We start from the raw sequence: 15897 nt of genomic DNA, 5'->3' as shown, positions 1-15897 counted from the left end.
CCCCCCCCCCCCCCCCCCCCCCCCCCCCCCCCCCCCCCCCCCCCCCCCCCCCCCCCCCCCCCCCCCCCCCCCCCCCCCCCCCCCCCCCCCCCGCGGCGGCTACTGCCCCCCGCGCGTGCTCACGCCGGTGAACGTGGCCTCCGCAACGGGACGCCCGGCCTGCTCGAACGTCACACGTACTCCGAGGGCCGGGCGGCCCCCGGCACGCGCGACGGTGGTGGGCCGGTGTCCCACGACCGTCAGCGGTGCGTCGAGTTCCGCGTAGGCGCCGAAGGACGCCTCGAGGCCGACGAGGCACCAGGTGGACGCCGGATCGCCCGTGAACTCCTCGGCGGCGAGCAGGAAGGCCTGGCGGCCGGCCTCCATGAGGACCATGCCGGGGACGTGGTCCTGGGCGTGGTCGAAAAGGCTCGGGTGGTCACCGGCTATGCGCAGCCGAGCGCGTACGGCGTCGGGCTCGGTGCGCGCGTCGAGCAGGATCACGTTCTCGGGCCGGGTCCGGCCCACCCGCGCCGGTGCCACCGGCTCACCGGCCGCCGCCTCACGGAAATCGTCCGACGTGGGCACCGGGCCGCTCCGGCCGCGGCGGCGCAGTGTGCCGTACACGGCGTCGGGCACGTACTGCACCTGCATCCGGGCCTCGCCCACCTGCAAGGAGTCCACCTCGATCCGCATGCGGTAGGTGAGCGCCCGCAGGGCGCCGCCGCTCCACTGCGCGTCCTGCGTGCCGACGGAGAGCACGAGGGGCGTGGGGCCGTGACCGGAGGGCAGGTCCGTCGGCTCGGGCAGGTCCAGGGTCCAGGACTTGAGGACGAACTTGGTGTTCCTCGGCGCACCGAAGTGGGCGTGCACCGCGTGCGTCTCGGCCTGCCGGCAGCATTCGAGGAGCAGCAGCGGGTCGACCACCGCCGCGGTCGTGTGGTCCGTGAAGTAGGCGTGTGACGGAGGCAGTTGGGCGGCCGCGACGAAGTGCGTCCCGTCGGTGGTCCTGCTGTCGGTCAGGAACACCTCGGACAGGGCCCGGCGGTGCACCAGGCTCCTGCTCACCGTGTGTTCGTAGGTGAGGTCGGCCGGAGCGGATCGCGCGGCGTGTGTTTCCGTCAGAACGGACACCCGATTCCCCTTTTCTCTGTGAGCGCATTGGGGTGTTCACGCTGGCAGCCCGGTCTCATGTGCCGGTCATCCCTACGTCACGCGGGCTCGCCCGGCCGCACAGGGGACACGCTCGACACGGCTTCCCCGGGGCGTTCACGCGCCGCGTGCACGTACGTTCAGTCGTGCGCGTCGGACCCGCAGGAGCTGCCGTCGTCCGGCAGGGAGCCGTACAGCAGGAAGTCGTCGACCTTCTGGTGCACGCACTTCGAGGACGCGTACCCCGTGTGCCCCTCGCCCTTGTTGTCGAGGACGACGGCCGAGGACCCGAGCCGCTCGGCGGTCTCCTGGGTCCAGCGGTACGGGGTCGCCGGGTCGCCCCGGGTGCCGACGAGCAGCATCTTCGCGGCGCCGACGGCACGGACCTCGTCACGGATGAAGTCGGTGCCCCGGGGACGGCCGTAGCACATCAGCACCTGGGTCAGCCGGTAACGGCCGAAGACCGCAGACGCCCTCTCGTACTCGGCGCGGAGTCTGCCCATGTCCCTGGTGACCTCCTCGGCGGTCGGCCGGTCCGGGTCGTCCGCGCAGTTGATCGCGACGAGCGCCGCCGGAAGGTTGTCGAAGGGGACCTCCATCGGGTCGACGAGACCCCCGTCGTGGCCAGCGGCCGCCGCGCGGTCCTCCCGGCGGGTGTCCGGCAGGGCGGCGCCGCCCGACAGCTGCATGAGCCCCTGGCTGTCACCGTCCTGCACGAGAGAGGACAGGGCGTGTTCGAGGGTCGGCCACAGCTGCCTGCTGTACAGCGCCTGACTGATCGCCCCGACCAGGTCCTGTCCGGAGAAGGCCTGCCCGAAGTCTGTCGGCACCGGGTCCTGGTCCAGCGACTCGACGAGCGCGACGACGTCCTCCCGCGCTGAACGCGCGTCCTCTCCGAAGGGGCAGGTCATGTGCGCGGTGCACCAGCCGAGGAAGTCCTCCAGGGCGGTCTGCTGCCCCTCCGCCCCCACCACGCCCTGCTCGGCCAGGGGCTCGGTGAGCGTGTCCACCCCGTCGAGCACCATCCGGCCGACCTTCTTCGGGAACTGCGCCGAGTACACCGCGCCCAGCCGCGTCCCGTACGAGAAACCGAGGTAGTTGAGCTTGTCGTCGCCCAGCGCGTCCCGCATGACGTCCAGGTCGCGCGAGGCGTTCACCGTGCCTATGTGCGCCAGTACGGGCCCGGAGTGCTTCACGCACTCGTCCGCCGTCTTCCGCAGATCCTCCAGCGTCCTGCGGGGATCGGTCTCCCGCGTGCTGTCCGCCTCGGCCTCGGCCGCGCCCTCGCCGCAACTGACGGGCGAGGACCGGCCGACGCCGCGGGGGTCGAAGGTCACCACGTCGTAGCCGTTCGTGAGACCCATGAAGTCCTTGCCACCGGTGGCGAGCTCGCTGACCCCCGACCCGCCGGGACCGCCGAAGTTCAGCAGGACCGAACCGCGCGACGGGCCGGTCGCCCGGTAGCGGGCCACCGCCAGTTCGAGGGTTCCCGCGCCGGGGCGCGCGTAGTCCAGCGGGACGGTGACCTTCCCGCACTGGAGGTCCTCGGGTGCTTCCTCGTCCGCGCAGGCGGTCCACTTGATCTTCTGGTCGTAGAAGCGCGAGAGGTCGGGGCCGTCGGCGGCCGTCGCCGCGGACGGCAGCTCCGCCGCCAGCAGGGCCAGTGTCGCTGTCGCGGCTCCGGCCAGGACGCGTCGTTGGTGCACGGACAGCATGCAAGCCTCCTGGGACGCCCGGCTGCGGACCGGGGGCCCCGTGCACCGCGTGCCGGGGCACCCCTCGATCACGATAGGCGGGCCCCCGCGGCCACGCCTCCCGGCGAGCGGCACGGGCCGGTGTGCCTTACCCTTGCGCGCCGCGGCGGCGCGCAAGGCGATTCCGGACGGCGTCCGGTCCGCTCCGGCCGGGGGACGGCGATGCGGGCGCGGGGCCGTGTACGGCGCAGCGCGGGCGAGCGCCCCGCGGTGCCCCGCTCGGTCAACACGGTGCGCCTGATGGCTGATTGACGACCCCGGGGATCCGGCCCGGCATGGTCCGTACCGCCGAGATCGGCGAGGATGCTGCGGTGCGGCCGACCACCGCACACCACACGATCCCCACGAAGTGGAGCGCACCGATGACCTCTCCGGTCTCCCACGACCTCGTCGTCAGTCAGGCCTCGCAGGACGACTGGACGGTGATCACCGGATGGGCGGCGGCCGAGGGATGGAATCCGGGACTCTCGGACGCCCCGAGCTTCTTCGCCCAGGACCCCGACGGCTTCTTCGTCGGGAGGATCGACGGGGAGCCGGTCTCGGCCGTCTCGGTCGTCAACTACGGCGCCGACTACGCCTTCCTCGGCTTCTACCTGGTACGCCCCGACCTGCGCGGCCGCGGTCACGGGATCACCACCTGGAAGACGGCGCTGGCCCACGCCGGCACCCGGACCGTCGGCCTGGACGGGGTGGTGGCGCAGCAGGACAACTACCGCAGGTCCGGGTTCCACCCCGCTCACCGCACCGTCCGCCACAGCGGTGTCGCGCCGGTGACGGCGGTTCCGCAGGGTGTGCGTCCTGTGCGTCCCGTCGAGGACCTCGGCGCCGTCACCGCGTACGACAGCGCCTGCTTCCCCGCGGACCGGCCGCGCTTCGTGGAGCGCTGGCTCGCCGAGGACGGGCACCGTGCCCTGGCCCGCGTCACCGGCGGGCGGCTCACCGGCTACGGGGTGATCCGTCCGGGCCGGGACGCCTGGCGCGTCGGCCCGTTGTTCGGCGACACCGCCGAGGACGCCCGGGCGCTGTTCGCCGGACTGACCGCCGGGATCGCAGGCAGTGAGGTGGCGCTGGACGTCCCCGAGAACAACGCGCCCGCCGTCGCCCTGGCCGAGGAACTGGGTCTCGCCCCCTCCTTCGAGACGGCCCGCATGTACACCGGTCCGGTGCGGCCCTTCGCCGCGGAGCGCGTCTTCGGCGTCACGACGCTGGAACTCGGCTGAGGCGTGTCTCGTCGGTGGCCCGCGGATGTCCGGAAGGACCGCCGCCCGGGCATCCGCGGACCGTGCTCAGGCTGCGGCCGAGGTGCCGGTCGAGGTGCCGGCCGAGGTGCCGGACGAGGGGAGGGACGCGGGGGCGGCCGCCGCCTCGCGCTCCACCGGCACGGAGGGGCGGCCGTCCACGCCGACCGGTACGTCGCCGTTCACGGTGACGCGGCGCAGCCGCCGCTCGTGGTCGTCGGAGTCGTCCACGCCGTAGTGCTGGGTCGCCCGGTTGTCCCAGATGGCGACGTCGCCGGGCTGCCACCGCCAGCGCACGGTGTTCTCCGGGCGCTCGATGTGCGACTGGAACAGCTGGAGGAGCGTCCGAGAGTCGGCGGCGGGCAGGCCGACGACGCGCTGCACGAAGCTGCCGAGCAGCAGCGTGCGTTCACCCGTCTCCGGGTGGACGCGCACCACCGGGTGCTCGGTGCGGAACCTCGTCGAGGTGAACACCTTCTGGTAGTGCTCCAGTTGCTCCGGCACGGCATCGGGACGCAGCGCCGCGTAGTCGTAGTCGTTGGTGTGCAGCGCGCGCAGGGAGTCGGCGAGGGCGCGCAGCGGCTCGGGCAGGTTCTCGTACGCCGTCGCGGTGTTGGCCCACAGCGTGTCGCCGCCGTAGGGCGGGACGACGACCGCGCGCAGGATCGAGAACGCGGGGTACGCGGGCACGAACGTCACGTCGGTGTGCCACTGGTTGGCACGGCCGCCGTGGTCGGAGTCGATGCCCAGCGCGTACCGCCCGTCCGCGGACGGCACGGTGGGGTGGGCGACCGGGTCCCCTAGCAGCCGTCCGAAAGCCTCGTGGCTCGCCTCGTCGAGGTGGTCCTGGCCGCGGAGGAAGACCACCTTGTGCCGGAGCAGCGCGGCGCGTAGGGCGGCCACGGTGTCGGGTGCGAGGTCGCCGCCGAGGCGGATCCCGGAGATCACGGCGCCGAGCCGGCCACCGAGCCGCTGGACGGTGAGCCGCCGGCCGGGCGAGACGGCGACAGCGGGTGCGGAGGTCATCGCTGGGTTCCCTTCGGGTGCGGGGAGGCGCATGGGGCGCGGGGAGGACGCGGGGCGGGGAGGTGGGGTGGGGTGGGGTGGCGAGGAGCCTCGCAATTCCCGCGAACGCCCGTCAAGGACGGTCCGCCCGCCCGCCGCCGCGGGCCAGGGGCGTGATCGGCGTCGCGGAAAGCCCGGTTCGATGTCGACGCGTACCCGCTGACCTGCGGGTTCGCAGACGGTACGCGGGTGGGGCGAGGGAGGCGCCGGGCGGCGGGGCGAGGCTCGGCGGCGCCGTGCGATGTTCATCCCGCCGCAACGTTGCGGGCGGAGGCCGGGCCGACGAGGTGATGGTGCCGATGATCGGGGTGTACGACCACGCTGCCGTGACAGGCGCGAGCACGGCCCGCGGGGCCGCGGGCGGGGGTGTCCACGCCGACGGCGTGCTCCGGGCGGTGGGGGTCGGTGGCGTGGGGGTGTCCACGTCGGCGGTGTGCTCTGGGCGGTGGGGGTTGGTGGCGTGGGGGTGTCCACGCCGACGGCGCGCTCCGGGCGGTGGAGATTGGTGGCGCGGGGGTGTCCACGGTGGCGGTGCGCTCTGGGCGGTGGAGATTGGTGGCGTGGGGGTGTCCACGGTGGCGGTGTGCTCTGGGCGGTGGGGGTCGGTGGCGTGGGGGTGTCCACGTCGGCGGTGTGCTCTGGGCGGTGGGGGGGGTGGTGGCGTGGGGGTGTCCACGGTGGCGGTGTGCTCTGGGCGGTGGGGGTCGGTGGCGTGGGGGTGTCTACGCCGACGGCGCGTTCCGGGCGGTGGGGGTTGGTGGCGCGGCGGTGTCCACGTCGGCGGTGCGTTCCGGGCCGTACGGGCCCGTGACGCGCGGCCGGACGCGGCTCAGCCGAGCTCCCGCGCCCGTTCCGCGGCAGCCCGCACAGGACCGCGGTGCACGAGCCCGTGCCCGGGGAGCAGGACGTCCGCCGCGAGGCCCTCGATGTGGTGCAGCGCCGCGAGGCTCCGCTCGCGCTCGGCGTCGAACATCGCGGGCAGCAGTTGCGGGCCGCGGACGCGGGACGTGGGGTGCCCGCTGACCAGCGCGTCACCGGAGATGACGACGCCCGCTTCGGGGAGATGGAAGACGCAGTGACCGGCCGTGTGCCCGGGCGTGTGGACCGGGACGGGCCGCCCGGGCAGGTCGAGCGCGCCCGGCGCGGGGAACGGCCGGGGCTCCGTCATGCGGACGTCCGCGGTGCCGCCCGCGCGCAGCGCCCGTACCGCCCAGGGCAGCACCCCAGGGCGCCACGCCCGGCGCATGACCTGCCCGACGGACACCTGGTGCAGGAACTCGCGCCGCGCGTGCGGCATTTCGGCCTCGTGCAGATGGACGGGGACGCCGAAGGCACGGCTGAGGTACTCGGCGGAGCCGAGGTGGTCGTTGTGCGCGTGGGTGATCAGTACGGCGGTCAGCGCCTCCGGCGGGTGGCCGAGCGCCCGCAGCGAGGCGAGGACCTGCTCGCGGTCACCGGGGTAGCCCGTGTCGACCAGGGCGACCGCGTCGCCGTCGGACAGGACGACCCAGTTCGTGTCGCTGCCGTGCACCAGATGAACTCCGGCTGCCACCTGGACGATCGCGTCCTCGCGCATGACTCTCCCGCGGTCGGGGTCTCGCACGGCCGGCCCGGACCGTGTCAGGGCGAAGCTATCGCGGCACGCGGCGCCGCCACGGCCGCACCCCCGCCCGGCATCGACCGACCGCGCCCCTCCTCCGCATCGACCGGCCGCGCCCGGGGCGGGACAGCACGGCCGATGTCAGGTAACCTGACATTCATCCAGTGAGAGGCCGGAGGTTTCGCATGACCATCGAGTACGCCACCCAGTACCGGACCCGCTCCCTCATCCCGCCCGAGCCGGGCAAGCCGTACTTCATCGAGAAGGGCCTGGGCGACCGGGCGCACCTCTTCGGCGACCTCGTCACGATCTACGCGGGCGGCGAGCAGACCGAGAACACCTTCAACTTCTTCACCTGCGAGGGGCCCAAAGGCGACATCATCCCCGCCCACTCCCACGCCGACACCCACGAGGTCTTCTACGTCACGCAGGGCGCGGTGCGCCTGTTCGTGGAGGACCTGGCGGGGGAGCAGTACGAGAAGCTCCTCACCTCCGGCGACTTCGGCTTCGTACCGAAGAACTGCCCGCACGCCTACCGCATGGAGCGGCACCACACGCAGATCGTCGGCGTGGCCGCGGGACCGGGCGGCACCTTCGAGCGGTTCTTCGAGCGGCTGGGCACCCCGACCGACGAACTCACCCTGCCCGCACAGCCGTTCGTGCCCGAGCCGGCGAAGTTCGCGACCGTGCCCAAGGAGAACGACGTGCGCTTCCTGCCCGGCCACGAGTGGCGCACCGGAAGCTGACCGCCGTGCCCTACCTCAAGGCGCTGTTCGCGGGCGTCCTGGTGGGCGTGCTCTACGTGGTGGTGCGGGTGAAGTCACCCGCACCGCCGCCGGTCGCCCTGTTCGGACTGCTCGGCATGCTGCTCGGCCAGGCGATCCTGGAGGCCCTGTGAGCGCCCCGTCGGATTCCCGGGCGGCCCCCACCGCCACGTTCCTGCGGGCGGCAGGCCTCTCCTTCGCCGCCGGCCTGCTGATGGGCGCCGTCTACTGGGCGCTGGACGTCACCTCGCCCGCGCCTCCCCTCCTCGGACTGACCGGCCTGGCCGGCATCGTCGTCGGGGAACGCGCGGCCTCCGCGGTCCGCTCCCGCCGCGCACGCCGGTCCGCCGCACCGCAGACAGCCCCCGCAGCCCCCGCAGCCCCCTCCCGTCCACCTTCCGCACCAGGCGAGGACACCCCCTCATGAGCGCACCGGCCCACACGCCCGGACTCGTCGACGTCCACGCGCATTTCGTCACCGACTCCTACATCCGGCAGGCCAGGGCGGCCGGACACGAACGGCCCGACGGGGTGCCGGCCTGGCCCCGCTGGTCGGCCGCAGCCCACCTGGAGCTGATGGACCGCAGCGGCATCGACACGGCGGTCCTCTCCGTGTCCTCACCGGGAGTCTTCTTCGGCGACCCGGTGGCCGCCCGCGAACTGGCCCGCGAGGTCAACGAGGACGGCGCGCGGATCGTGCGCGAACACCCCCGCCGCTTCGGGCTGTTCGCCTCACTGCCGCTGCCCGACATCGACGGGGCCCTCGCGGAGATCGCGTACGCCTTCGACACACTGGGAGCGGACGGCGTCGTCCTGGAGACCAACACCCACGGCGTCTACCTCGGCGACGAGCGCCTCGAACCGGTCTTCGCCGAGCTGAACCGCCGCGGAGCCGTCGTCTTCGTGCACCCCACCTCGCCGGTGTGCTGGGAGCAGTCCGCGCTCGGCCGGCCGCGCCCCATGGTCGAGTTCGTCTTCGACACCGCGCGCGCCGTCACCGACCTGCTCTTCGCCGGCACGCTGGAGCGCTGCCCGGACCTGAAGGTCGTCGTCCCGCACTGCGGAGGCGCGCTGCCCGTGCTGGCCGACCGCATCGGCGGCTTCATGAAACTGTTCATGCCGGCCGGCACCGCCGCCCCGGACGCCGTCGCCCAACTGCGCGGGCTCTACTACGACCTGGCGGGACCGGCGTTCCCCCGCCAGGTTCCGGCGCTGCTGAGCCTCGCCCGCCCCGAACGGCTGCTCTACGGCAGCGACTACTGCTGGACCCCGGCCGCCGCGGTCCAGGCGCACGCCGCGTCCTTCGACACCGAACCCGCCCCCGTGGACGGTGCCACCTGGCGGTCCCTGACCACGGCCAACGCCCGCACCCTGCTCCCGCGTCTCGCCCGCTGAACCGACCGACCGGAGACCTCCATGGCCGTACCAGGACCGTCCTTCCCCCTCGAACTGCTCGCGCCGCCGGACCCGGCCCGGCTGCCCCTGCCGCCCGCCGCACACCCCGAGCCCGGAGTACGGCTGCTGCGCGGCGCCGTCCACACCGTCCGGGAGGGCACCCGGCCGCTGGAGCTGGACCTCTGGCTCCCCGAAGAGGCGTCCGGGCCCGTGCCGGTGGTCGTCTTCGTGCACGGGGGCGCCTGGCGCACGGGTCTGCGCGACGACCTCGGGCCCCGCTTCCGGGACTGGGCTCCCGGCCCGTTCGCCCGCCTGGTCCGCGCCGGATACGCCGTCGCCTGCCCCGACTACCGGCTGAGCGGCGAAGCCGTCCACCCCGCGCAGCTCGACGACATCGCCTCGGCCCTGCGGTGGCTGCACGTCAGGTCCGGCGAACTCGGCCTGGACACCGGCCGCACCGTCGTGTGGGGCGAGTCAGCCGGCGGTCACCTCGCCGCCCTCGCCGCCCTCACCGCCGAAGGACACCCCGGCACCGCCACCCTGCGCGGATGCGCCGTCTGGTACGCACCCTCCGACCTCACCCGCCTCGCCGAGGACCACCCCGCCGGCCGTTACGCCGCGGCCGATCCCACCACGTTCGAGGCGCTGCTGATCGGCTCGGCCCTCGCCGACGACCCCGCGGGCGCCCGTGCCGCGAGCCCTGCCGGGCGGGTGACGGCGGGCGCGCCGCCGTTCCTCGTCCTGCACGGCACCGCGGACACGATCGTCCCCTTCGCCCAGAGCGAGCGCCTCGTCGCGGCCCTCCGGGAGGCCGGCGTCCAGGCCGACTTCCGGCCGGTCGAGGGCGGCGACCACCTGTGGGTCGGCCTGTCGCCGGACGCCGTGGAACAGTGCTTCACCACGACGCTCGACTTCGTCGCCCGGCACACGGAGCACACCGGCTGACCGCCCCCTGGACCGTCGAGTGGATAATTCTCTCGTCCACCGACCCCCTGAGGAGCCATGAGCCACCGCGCGGCCAACCTTCCCCAACTGCTCACCGAAGCCAAGCGCTGGTTCGACGACGCCCTGATGGCGAGCATGGAGAGCGCGGGAGAGCAGCCGGTGAGCACGGCGCAGGCCTCCGTCTTCGCGATGCTCGACGCGGAGGGGACCACGGTCTCCGAGCTCGCCCGCCGCATCGGCGTCACCCGCCAGACCGTCCACCAGGCGGTCCACGGCCTGATCGCCATGGGCCTCCTCCAGCAGGTCCCCGACCCCGGCTCGGCGCGCCGGCGGCTGATCCGCACCACCGCCGAGGGGCAGCGCGTCCACGAGCGGGCCCAGGCCGCCATCGGCGTCATCGAGTCGGTCCTCGCCGACCGCATCGGCAGGACCGGCGCGGACGCGCTCCGGCAGGCCCTGACCGCCGACTGGGGCCGGCCGCCTCTCGTCCCGGCACCCTGACCCGACAGCGCACGCCCCGGGCAGGCGGGCACCGGCCGTGCCGCGGGCGGCCTTCAGTACGCGGCCGGCGGCGCGGGCTGCACGAGGCCGGACTGGTAGGCCATGACGACCAGTTGGGCGCGGTCACGGGCGTTCAGCTTGGTCATCGCGCGATGGACGTGGGTGCGTACGGTCAGCGGGCTGACGACGAGCTGATCGGCGATCTCGGCGTTGGAGAGCCCCTCGGCGGCCAGCGCCATCACCTCCCGCTCGCGGGCCGTGAGCGCGGCAAGGGCCTCGGGAGGCGCGAGCGGGCTCCCGGGCACCGGCGCGGCGAGGTAACGGGTGATGAGGGCACGGGTGGCCAGCGGCGAGAGCAGGGCGTCACCCGCGGCCACGGTGCGCAGGGCGCTCAGCAGCGCGTCGGCGCCCACGTCCTTGCCGAGGAAACCGCTGGCGCCGGCCCGCAGCGCCTGGGCGACGTACTCGTCGATTTCGAAGGTGGTCAGGATGAGAACGCGGGTCGTCGCCAGCTCCGGGTCGGCGCAGATGGCGGTGGTGGCCGTCAGCCCGTCGGTGCCGGGCATGCGGATGTCCATGAGGACGACGTCGGGGTGGTGGGCGCGGGCGAGATCGACCGCCTCCCTGCCGTCGGTGGCCTCGGCGACCACGTCCATGTCGGGGCAGGACTCGATCAGGATGCGGAAGGTGGCCCGGAGCAGGGCCTGGTCGTCGGCGAGCAGGACGCGGATGGTCATCGGGTTCGCTCTTCTTCCGGTTCCGTGGGGTGCGGGTGCGGGTGGGGGTGCAGCGGTAGGCGGGTGGTGACTTCGAAACCGCCGCCGGGGCGGTGGCCGGCGCCGAGGGCGCCACCGACGGACTGCGCGCGTTCGCGCATGCCGATGACGCCGAGGCCGTGGCCCGGCGCGGGCGGGACGGGGACCGCCGGGGCCGTGCCGTCGTCGGTGACCGTGATGGTCAGCCGGTCGTCGGCGTAGCCGAGCCGTACCCGCGCCGTCACCGCGGCGGCCACGAGCAGGGCGAGGGTGCCGAGCGCGTAGCCGCGAGTGGTTCTGCGGGCGGTGCCGGCCGCCATCCAGTAGAGGGCGGCCGTGGCCGGCCCCAGGATCAGCGGGGTGAGCAGGTGGCCCAGGGCGCCGGCGGCCGTGGTGCAGCACGCTGTCACCGCCACGGTGACGCGGGGGTGGCTGCGCTGCCACGGCAGGGCGGCGCAGGAGACCGCCGTCGGGAGCGAGGCGGGCCGGAGTCCGTCCGGGTGGCGGGAGCCGGGCGTGGTGATCAGACTCCCGACGAGAAAGCAGGCGAACAGCAGCAGGGCTGTCGCCCTGCCGGCGGTGCGCGGGCGGGTGTTCGTGTACCGGTCCAGGGTGGTGGCCATCGGGTTCTCCGGTCTGGGACTGAGTCCATGGTGGACGACACCGGCTCCGAACAGCCGCCGAGGGCCGCCCGTGTCGGGCGGTGTCGCGGGCGGGCCGGGGCGCACGTCCGACGGGGCGGCAGCCGGGCGGGAACCGGAAGGGTCGCCCTTCGCCTGCCACGGGCGATGACCGGATTCGGTCAAGTACCCGCCAGGAAGGCGGCGGCGCCGTCCCGCCGCGCGCAGCACGGGTGAGGGCAGGCGCCGCGGCCGGGGGCGGATGTCCGGCCGACGCGGGTGACCGGGCGTCCGTTCTGGCCGGGGCGCGATGCCTGACCGGGCGGTCGGCCGGGTGTTCCTTTCCGGTCGGGGTGAACGGGTGTCGGGGATGTTGGCCGCGCGCCCTTCCCGTTCGGGCGGGGGGCTCGGCCGGGCCGGTGGCGGCTGCCCGTTTGTCGACCGAGGCGTAGCGGGAACTCGCCACGCGGCTCGCCGCCGTCCCCGGCACCCGGCTTCGGACCGCGCCCGCCCCCATCTCCATCGACGGGGCCCTGGCCGCCGCCGAGTCCCGGCAGGTGGTCACCGGCGCCGGACGCGTCGGCATCGGCCAGGCCGTCCGGGCCGACGGGCGGGGCATCCTTGTCTGGTCACTGCCGGGTGTCTGTCCCGGCAGCCGGACCGCGAGTACCGCCTCCGCCGAGGGGGCCGCCGGGGTGCCGGCGCCGGACGGTCAGGACGCGGCCGGATTCCGGCCCGCCGGAAAACGGCCGCGTAATCCCATTGCAGGGACTCCCGGCGGATGCTGGAGTGAGCTCATGGATCACGTAGGGGTACTGGCCCTGTTCGACCGGGACATGCGGGAGGGCGCACGGCCCGACGGCCCCGGAGCCCGGGTGGAGCGCGTCGGCAAGGTGGTGCGTCAGGTCGGTGCCGACCAGGGCTGGAGCGGAGTGGTCTGGTCGGATCTGGACGAGGCGGGTGCCGATGCGGCGATAGCCGGGCAGATCCGGTACTTCGCCGGTCTGGGGCGTGGGTTCGAATGGAAGCTGTACGGCCACGACGGGCCGGACGACCTCGGACAGCGGCTCCGGGCGGCCGGGTTCGCTCCCGAGCCGGAGGAGACGCTGATGGTCGCCGAGCTGGGCGACCTGGCCCTCGACGCCGAGCCGCCGGACGGTGTCCGGCTGCTGCCCGTCACCGACAGCGCCGGGGTCGACCTCGTGGCGGACGTCCACCGGCAGGCCTTCGGCACGGACAGCTCACGCCTGCGCCACCAGCTGCTCGCCCAGCTCACCGGTGACGCGGACAACGTCGTCGCCGTGGTGGCCCTCGCCGGTGATCTGCCGGTGAGCGCGGCCCGGATGGAACTCGTGCCCGGGGCCAGATTCGCGGGGCTCTGGGGCGGCGGGACCGTCGAGGGCTGGCGGGGCCGGGGCATCTACCGCGCCCTCGTCGCCCACCGTGCCCGGGTCGCCGCCGACCGCGGCTACCGCTACGTGCAGGTGGACGCCTCCAGCCAGAGCCGCCCGATCCTCGCCCGCCTCGGCTTCGTACCGCTGACCACGACGACGCCGTACGTGTATGCGCCCGGCGGGGGCGCGTCGGCGTAGACCTGCCTGCCGCGGACAAGCCCCCGGCGACGAGGCCCGTGGGCGGCGGGGTCCCGGCCCCGTCCCGGTGGCGGGGCACGGCGGTGGCTGTCTTCCGGCCTCGCCCCGGCGATGTCCGGGTCTCGGCCCGCCCTTGCGACGAGGCGCTGCGGTGTCACCGTCCCGCCACCGCCACCGCGACGGGGTTGATCCTGCCGTGCGCACCCGCCACGCGGACACACCGCACGGCGCCGGCCCGGCTGCACCGCACGGGCCGGACCGACGGGGCCGGACCGACGGGGCCGGTCCGACGGGGCCGGTCCGACGGGGCCGGTCCGACGGGGCCGGTCCGACGGGGCCGGACCGGCCGTCCTCGGTGCGTTCCGCCCGAGGCGTGCTCCTCGTCCGCTGTCACGCCCGTGAGGTGCTCCTCGTCGCCGTGACGATGCAGACCATGCCCAGCACCACCGCCAGCGCTCCGATGATGATGCTGTTGAGCACGACTCCGGTGTCCGGGCTCGAGCCGACGATCCACGGCGAGATGATCATCCACGTGCCCAGCGCGCACAGGGCTCCGCTCAGGCCGTACATCCGCTCCGGCGAGTTGGTGAAGCCGAGAGCCAGCACGCCGATCGCGATGCCCATGATCAGGTTGTGCACCACGAGAGACGGCTGGCTCGACGTGTAGTGAAGGATCCACGGGGAGGCGGCGCAGTACAGACCGAGCAGGAACATCGGTCCGTCCACGAGCGCCACATCGCGACCGCCCATCATGCGGTCGTAGCGGGCCCGCATCTCCGGGGCATCGGGGTGGCTGGTGATGTCACCTCGGGTGTGCGAGACGTTGGCCATGACTCGTCTCCTTCGTTCTCTTGTGGCCCGACCGCCTCCCGGAGTGTGTGCGGCAAGCGCCACATGGAGTCCAGTTTGCTCTTATTTGTTCCTTATGTGTAGAGATCCTCGTGTGCAGAGATGGGGTCCTCGGGAATCAGCGTGCGGTGCGGGGGGCAGGGCCGGCCGGGGTGTGGCAGCGGGGGGGGGGGGGGGGGGGGGGGGGGGGGGGGGGGGGGGGGGGGGGGGGGGGCCCCCCCCCCCCCCCCCCGCTTCGGAGGACCGCCCGGCCCGGAGCCGCCGCTGACGGGCCGGGCGGTCGGGTCTCAGGCGGGAAGCTCCAGCAGGGCCACCGGGCGCGAGGTCGGCTTGGCGGATCCGCCGGCCGGTTCGACGGTGATGCCCATGCCGGACGCCCCGTCGACGGAACCGGCCATGAGGACCGCCTCCGTGCTCCCTCCGGGATCCATCAGCCCGGCCGAGCGCATCGTCCCGCCGTCGTCGAACCACAGCTGGTAGACCTTGCCGCCGGGCGGTCTCGCCATCCCGGAGGCGATGAACACGGCCGCGTCGCGGCTCCGCGAGACGACGACCGTGCCCCTGGCACCGTCCCCGAGCGCGGCGGTGCGGGTCTTCGCGTCGGGGGCGGCCAGCACCGAGGTGACCGCGTCCGTCCGCCGCTCGGTCTGCCGCGCCTGTTCCCTGGCGTCCTGGGCGCGCTCGTGCTGCCAGGCCGTCGTACCGCCGAGAGCGGCCGCGGCGGCGAGACATGCCGCGAGGGCCCAGCGGGACAGAGTGGTCGCCCGCGCCGCGGACCGCAGGCCGGGTCTCCGCGGTGGTGCGGTACGGGGTGCTTCCTGACGAACCGTGGTGATGTGCTGCAGGACCTGGCCCCTGAGCTCGGGGCGCGGACGCGCGGAGACCGCGAGACCGAGCCGCGCCGCTGTCTCGGACAGCTCACGGACCTCGTCCGTGCAGGCCTCGCAGTCCGCGGCATGCCGTTCGAACGCGCCGCGTTCGTCGTCGGAGAGGGCGTGCAGCGCGTAGGCCCCGGTCAGTGTGTGCAGGTCGACGGCGGTCACGCCGTCACCCCCAGACAGTCGCGGAGCCGGATGAGACCGTCGCGCAGCCTCGTCTTGACCGTGCCGAGCGGCAGGGCCAGCAACTCCGCCACCTCGCGGTAGGTCAGCCCCCGGTAGTACGCCAGCGTCACGGACTGGCGCTGCAGTTCCGTCAGCGTGCGCAGACAGCGTCGGACCTGTTCGCGTTCCAGACGGGCCTCCACCTGCTCGGTCACCTCGTCGAACTCGGGCGTGCGGTCCAGGAGAGCCGCCTTGTGGTCACGCGCGGCGGCGGCCTCGACCGACCGCACCCGGTCCACGGCACGCTGGTGGGCGAGGGTGAGCACCCAGTTCAGCACCGAGCCGCGCTCGGGCCGGTACCGGGCGGCCGTCCGCCACACCTCGACCAGCACCTCCTGTGTGACCTCCTCGGACTGCGCCTGGTCGCGCAGCACCCTGCGCACGATCCCGAGCACCGGGCTCGCCACGGCGTCGTAGAGGGACGCGAAGGCCTCCTGGTCACCACGGGCGACCTCTCCCATCAGGTCCTGCAGACTCGGTTCCGCGTACGGGCTTCTCCCGATCTCCACGGCTTCTTTCACGAAAGGTCCTCCAGGACGTGCGACAGGTACGGAAGTGATCCGGAGCCGGTGCCGCGGCGGATTG

General features: G+C 74.1%; 17 protein-coding genes. 8 read left to right on the top strand and 9 right to left on the bottom strand.

Annotated elements, in window-relative coordinates:
* Positions 1 to 99: 99 nt before the first annotated feature.
* Positions 100 to 1047, bottom strand: coding sequence for a ScbA/BarX family gamma-butyrolactone biosynthesis protein (locus tag AC069T_RS16755; protein WP_478783452.1), 948 nt, complete (start codon positions 1045 to 1047; stop codon positions 100 to 102).
* A gap of 224 nt (positions 1048 to 1271) precedes the next feature.
* Positions 1272 to 2846 (bottom strand): alpha/beta hydrolase, encoded by a 1575-nt coding sequence (locus AC069T_RS16750; RefSeq protein ID WP_478783451.1) that lies wholly within the window; start codon positions 2844 to 2846, stop codon positions 1272 to 1274.
* Between the two features lie 401 nt (positions 2847 to 3247).
* On the opposite strand from AC069T_RS16750, the gene AC069T_RS16745 reads away from it, so the two are divergent.
* Positions 3248 to 4105, top strand: a complete 858-nt coding sequence (locus tag AC069T_RS16745) for a GNAT family N-acetyltransferase (protein WP_478783463.1) — start codon at positions 3248 to 3250, stop codon at positions 4103 to 4105.
* A gap of 66 nt (positions 4106 to 4171) precedes the next feature.
* Here the strand turns inward: AC069T_RS16745 and AC069T_RS16740 are convergent, their stop codons facing one another.
* Positions 4172 to 5149, bottom strand: a complete 978-nt coding sequence (locus AC069T_RS16740) for a TauD/TfdA dioxygenase family protein (RefSeq protein ID WP_478783450.1) — start codon at positions 5147 to 5149, stop codon at positions 4172 to 4174.
* Between the two features lie 868 nt (positions 5150 to 6017).
* Positions 6018 to 6764, bottom strand: a complete 747-nt coding sequence (locus AC069T_RS16735) for an MBL fold metallo-hydrolase (protein WP_478783449.1) — start codon at positions 6762 to 6764, stop codon at positions 6018 to 6020.
* A 209-nt stretch (positions 6765 to 6973) separates the two neighbouring features.
* Here AC069T_RS16735 and AC069T_RS16730 point away from each other — a divergent pair, with 209 nt between their 5' ends.
* Genes AC069T_RS16730 through AC069T_RS16705 form a run of 6 tightly spaced genes read left to right on the top strand, consistent with a single transcriptional unit; the run spans position 6974 to position 10393 of the window.
* On the top strand, positions 6974 to 7534 hold the full coding sequence (locus AC069T_RS16730; RefSeq protein WP_478783448.1) for a quercetin 2,3-dioxygenase: 561 nt from the start codon (positions 6974 to 6976) through the stop codon (positions 7532 to 7534).
* Between the two features lie 5 nt (positions 7535 to 7539).
* A complete protein-coding gene (locus tag AC069T_RS16725; RefSeq protein ID WP_478783447.1) occupies positions 7540 to 7686 on the top strand; it encodes a DUF1427 family protein in 147 nt (48 codons plus the stop codon).
* Entirely contained in the window at positions 7683 to 7979 is a 297-nt protein-coding gene (locus tag AC069T_RS16720; protein ID WP_478783446.1) for a DUF1427 family protein, read from the top strand. Before AC069T_RS16725 ends, AC069T_RS16720 begins: the two co-directional genes overlap by 4 nt.
* The gene (locus tag AC069T_RS16715; RefSeq protein WP_478783445.1) at positions 7976 to 8947 is read left to right on the top strand and encodes an amidohydrolase family protein; all 972 of its coding nucleotides are present in this window, start codon (positions 7976 to 7978) and stop codon (positions 8945 to 8947) included. The genes AC069T_RS16720 and AC069T_RS16715 overlap by 4 nt, the downstream gene beginning before the upstream one ends.
* Before the next feature lie 21 nt (positions 8948 to 8968).
* Positions 8969 to 9892 (top strand): alpha/beta hydrolase fold domain-containing protein, encoded by a 924-nt coding sequence (locus tag AC069T_RS16710; protein WP_478783444.1) that lies wholly within the window; start codon positions 8969 to 8971, stop codon positions 9890 to 9892.
* 57 nt (positions 9893 to 9949) lie between these two features.
* Positions 9950 to 10393, top strand: a complete 444-nt coding sequence (locus tag AC069T_RS16705) for a MarR family winged helix-turn-helix transcriptional regulator (RefSeq protein ID WP_478783443.1) — start codon at positions 9950 to 9952, stop codon at positions 10391 to 10393.
* A 53-nt stretch (positions 10394 to 10446) separates the two neighbouring features.
* Here AC069T_RS16705 and AC069T_RS16700 read toward each other — a convergent pair whose 3' ends face one another.
* Complete coding sequence (locus AC069T_RS16700; protein WP_478783442.1) at positions 10447 to 11130, bottom strand: response regulator; 684 nt, start codon at positions 11128 to 11130, stop codon at positions 10447 to 10449.
* Positions 11127 to 11771 (bottom strand): ATP-binding protein, encoded by a 645-nt coding sequence (locus tag AC069T_RS16695; RefSeq protein WP_478783441.1) that lies wholly within the window; start codon positions 11769 to 11771, stop codon positions 11127 to 11129. Before AC069T_RS16695 ends, AC069T_RS16700 begins: the two co-directional genes overlap by 4 nt.
* A 794-nt stretch (positions 11772 to 12565) precedes the next feature.
* Here AC069T_RS16695 and AC069T_RS16690 point away from each other — a divergent pair.
* Complete coding sequence (locus tag AC069T_RS16690; protein WP_478783440.1) at positions 12566 to 13360, top strand: GNAT family N-acetyltransferase; 795 nt, start codon at positions 12566 to 12568, stop codon at positions 13358 to 13360.
* A 390-nt stretch (positions 13361 to 13750) separates the two neighbouring features.
* Here the strand turns inward: AC069T_RS16690 and AC069T_RS16685 are convergent, their stop codons facing one another.
* From AC069T_RS16685 to AC069T_RS16675, 3 genes are all read right to left on the bottom strand, one after another.
* Positions 13751 to 14191, bottom strand: coding sequence for an SPW repeat protein (locus tag AC069T_RS16685; RefSeq protein ID WP_478783439.1), 441 nt, complete (start codon positions 14189 to 14191; stop codon positions 13751 to 13753).
* A 305-nt stretch (positions 14192 to 14496) separates the two neighbouring features.
* On the bottom strand, positions 14497 to 15252 hold the full coding sequence (locus AC069T_RS16680) for an anti-sigma factor (protein WP_478783438.1): 756 nt from the start codon (positions 15250 to 15252) through the stop codon (positions 14497 to 14499).
* Positions 15249 to 15833, bottom strand: a complete 585-nt coding sequence (locus tag AC069T_RS16675) for a sigma-70 family RNA polymerase sigma factor (RefSeq protein ID WP_478783437.1) — start codon at positions 15831 to 15833, stop codon at positions 15249 to 15251. The genes AC069T_RS16680 and AC069T_RS16675 overlap by 4 nt, the downstream gene beginning before the upstream one ends.
* Between the last annotated feature and the right edge of the window lie 64 nt (positions 15834 to 15897).

Source organism: Streptomyces sp. NPDC043867 (genome assembly GCF_056435845.1).
This window is presented reverse-complemented; position numbering and strand designations above follow the sequence as displayed.